This window comes from Aeromicrobium sp., from assembly GCF_036675695.1.
Classification (GTDB): domain Bacteria; phylum Actinomycetota; class Actinomycetes; order Propionibacteriales; family Nocardioidaceae; genus Aeromicrobium.
In genome coordinates this window covers 1-3,035 of record NZ_JAKFEL010000100.1, presented here as the reverse complement: position 1 = coordinate 3,035, position 3,035 = coordinate 1, and the positions used below count along the sequence as shown (strand labels likewise).

4 protein-coding genes and 1 pseudogene are annotated in these 3,035 nt (G+C 62.7%); all 5 read right to left on the bottom strand.

The features are described 5' to 3' along the window. Positions 1-362, bottom strand: a pseudogene (locus V6M39_RS06435) (F0F1 ATP synthase subunit alpha); the annotation flags it as partial. A gap of 77 nt (positions 363-439) precedes the next feature. After that, positions 440-1,234: a F0F1 ATP synthase subunit delta gene (locus tag V6M39_RS06430; RefSeq protein WP_332642932.1), complete on the bottom strand. Its 795-nt coding sequence runs from the start codon at positions 1,232-1,234 to the stop codon at positions 440-442. Beyond that, positions 1,234-1,755, bottom strand: a complete 522-nt coding sequence (locus V6M39_RS06425; RefSeq protein WP_332642931.1) for a F0F1 ATP synthase subunit B — start codon at positions 1,753-1,755, stop codon at positions 1,234-1,236. Before V6M39_RS06425 ends, V6M39_RS06430 begins: the two co-directional genes overlap by 1 nt. A gap of 34 nt (positions 1,756-1,789) precedes the next feature. Continuing rightward, positions 1,790-2,038, bottom strand: a complete 249-nt coding sequence (locus tag V6M39_RS06420) for a F0F1 ATP synthase subunit C (protein WP_332642930.1) — start codon at positions 2,036-2,038, stop codon at positions 1,790-1,792. A 97-nt stretch (positions 2,039-2,135) separates the two neighbouring features. Continuing rightward, complete coding sequence (atpB, locus tag V6M39_RS06415; protein WP_332642929.1) at positions 2,136-2,918, bottom strand: F0F1 ATP synthase subunit A; 783 nt, start codon at positions 2,916-2,918, stop codon at positions 2,136-2,138. Positions 2,919-3,035: the final 117 nt, after the last annotated feature.

Below are 3,035 nucleotides of genomic sequence, written 5' to 3'. Positions count from 1 at the left end.
CCGTCGATCGGGTTGCCCAGCGGGTCGCACACGCGACCGAGGTAGGCGTCGCCGACGGGAACGGAGAGGACCTCGCCGGTACGGCGTACCTTCTGGCCTTCTTCGATGCCGGAGAACTCACCCAGGATGACGACACCGATTTCGCGGACGTCAAGGTTGAGCGCGAGGCCGAGCGTGCCGTCCTCGAACTCGAGGAGCTCGTTGGCCATGGCCGACGGGAGACCTTCGACGCGTGCGATGCCGTCACCGGCTTCGGACACGATGCCGATCTCGTCGGTCGCCGCAGCGCTCGGGGTGTAGTCGGCCACGAACTTCTGCAACGCGTCGCGGATCTCGTCCGGACGGATGGTGAGTTCCGCCATGTGGGTGCCTACCTTCTTGTGGAGTCTTGCGGGGTTCTGGAGATTACGTTTTTGAAGATTGATTTGTGTGGTGCTGGTCAGCCGGCGATGAGCCGTCGGGCGTCTTCGAGTCGGCTGGATACGGAGCCGTCGATCACGTCGCCGCCGACCGAGACACGGATGCCTCCGACGAGGTCGGGATCGATGACCGTGTTGAGGTGGAACTCGCGGTCGTAACGCTTGGCGAGTGCGGCCGCGATGCGGTCGAGCTCTGCGTCAGTCAGCGGGTATGTCGAACGGACCTCGGCGAGCAGGCGGTTGCGGCGGGCAGCGACCTCGTCGGCAAAGGTCGCGAGGACCTTCTCGAACGAAGCGGTGCGTGCCGCGGCTGCCTGGCGTACGAGGGCAACCGTCGGTGCGGTGACCTTGCCTTCGAAGATCGAGTTGACGAGCTCGGCCTTGGCCGAAGCAGCGGTCGTACGATCCGTCAGCGCCGAACGGAGGTCACTGTCGGCGACGACGATGTTGCCGACGTCGAACAGCTCGCTCTCCATTGCCTCAAGCTGGCCATCCTTCTCGGCGGCTGCGACGTGAGCCGCTACGCCGGAGATCTCAAGACCATCCGTCAGGTCGCGGCTCGACGCCCAACGACCCTTGGAAGCGACCGTGAGAATCACCAACGTCTCCGTGCTGACCTTGTCGCCGAGCACCTGCTTGAGCAGACCGGCGCGGGCGTCGGGCTCTGTGGCGGGGTCCGTGAGGATCCGTCGAAGTGACGGCGTCGCGTCGAGCAACGCGGTGACGGAGAACAGCTCGTCACCAATGGAGGAGGTGCCGGAGCCTTCGACGGCTGCCAGGACCTCTTCGAGTGTTGCTGCAGATACGCCGCGCATCAGTTCGAAGACTCCTCGAGCTCGGCGATGAACCGCTCAACTGTGCGCTTCTGGCGTGCCTCGTCGTCGAGTGACTCTCCGACGATGCGGCCAGCGAGCTGGGTCGCGATGGAGCCGACCTCACCCTTGAGCTGGGCCAGTGCCTGCGAGCGCTCGGCCTCGATCTGGGCGTGAGCGTGCGTCGTGATGCGGTCAGCCTCAGACTGTGCCTGCTGACGCATCTCGGCGATGATGTGCGCGCCCTGCTCCTTGGCTTCCTCGCGGATGCGAGCGGCTTCCTGCCGTGCGTCAGCGATCTGCGCGCGGTAGGCCTCCTTCTCAGCCTCAGCGTCCGTCTTTGCCTTTTCGGCATCGGCGAACTGCTGGCGGATGTTCTCCTGGCGGTCCGTCAGTCCCTTGTTGACCGGCGGGATGACGTACTTGGCCAGGATGAAGATCAGGATCGCGAACGCAAGAATCTCAAAGAGAATCGTGCCGTTCGGGACGAGAAAGTTGCTCTCGGCCGATGTTGTCTCGGGCATCAGTGTTCCCGTCTGCTCAGAGGTGCTGCACTCGTCACGCGAGGACGAATACGAACAACGCCATGAAGGCGAGGTTGATGAAGTAGGCCGCTTCTGCCAGACCGACGGTCAGGAAGAAGATCGTCATGAGGCGGCTCTGGGCCTCCGGCTGACGAGCGACGCCCTGAATCGTTGCACTACCGGCCAGGCCATCACCGATGGCTGCACCAATGGCGCCGCCGCCGAGGGCGAGTCCGCCGCCGACGAATGCTCCAGCAGTAGTGACTGCGTCTTCCATTGCCATGTCTTCTCCTTGGTTCTCACGGGTGGTGGTTCCACTCGCGATATTCGAGATGTTGCTTGTTGAACGTTGGGGTAGCTATTCAGGTATGGGGTGGTGCTCAGGCCGCGACTGCGACCTTGTCGTCAGCCTTCTTGGCCTTCTTTTCCTTCTTCTTTTTTGGCTCGTCGTGGTGCTCGTCGTCTCCGCCGTGGCTCACGGCGAATCCGAAGTAGAGGATCGACAGCAGCGTGAAGATGAATGCCTGGATGCCGCCGATGGCCATGCCGAACATCTTCCAGAGGACCTCCGGCAGCCAGGCGCCGTAGCTCGGGATCAGAGCGATCAGGGCCAAGATGATGCCGCCGGCGAAGATGTTGCCGAAGAGTCGGAGTGCCAGGCTGAACGGCTTGACGATCTCTTCGATCAGGTGCAGCGGGGAGATGAACGGCTTGAGGTACTTGCGGATGCCAACTTCGCGGATTCCGAAGATGTGCACAGCCACGATGACGATCAGAGCCAGGGCGTAGGTCATGTTGACGTCAGCCGCAGGTGGCGGGACCTTGTGTCCGGTCGGGACCGCCTCGAACCAGTTGCCGATCAGGATGAAGAGGAACAACGCCACCGCGAGCGGGACGATGAACGGATTGAGCCGGCCGATGCTGCCAAGCGTCAGACCCTGCACCCACTCGACGAGCATCTCCCACAGCAGCTGCACCTTGCCGGGTACACCGTCAGTGACCTGACGACGCAGGAGCAAGCCGAAGATGACGACGATGGCGCCGGCAACCACGGTCGAGGTCATGGTGTCGTAGTTGAACGTGAGTCCCCACAACGTGAACGTCGTGTGGTGACCGGCTTCGATGTTGGTCTCAGTCGCGAGTCCTGCAGCAACAAAGCTCATGCCGTCTCCTCAATCTGCTCGTTCAATTCCTTGCGCACCTCTCGGAGGAGTGGGATGCCCGTGAAGACCAGGGCGATGAGATGGAAGATGGCCAGACCGAACAGTACGGCAGCACCA

Bases quoted from the DNA above. Each gene is read 5' to 3' on its own strand.
- V6M39_RS06430 (WP_332642932.1), bottom strand. From the start codon at position 1,234: ATGCGCGGCGTATCTGCAGCAACACTCGAAGAGGTCCTGGCAGCCGTC.
- V6M39_RS06425 (WP_332642931.1), bottom strand. From the start codon at position 1,755: ATGCCCGAGACAACATCGGCCGAGAGCAACTTTCTCGTCCCGAACGGC.
- V6M39_RS06420 (WP_332642930.1), bottom strand. From the start codon at position 2,038: ATGGCAATGGAAGACGCAGTCACTACTGCTGGAGCATTCGTCGGCGGC.
- atpB (WP_332642929.1), bottom strand. From the start codon at position 2,918: ATGAGCTTTGTTGCTGCAGGACTCGCGACTGAGACCAACATCGAAGCC.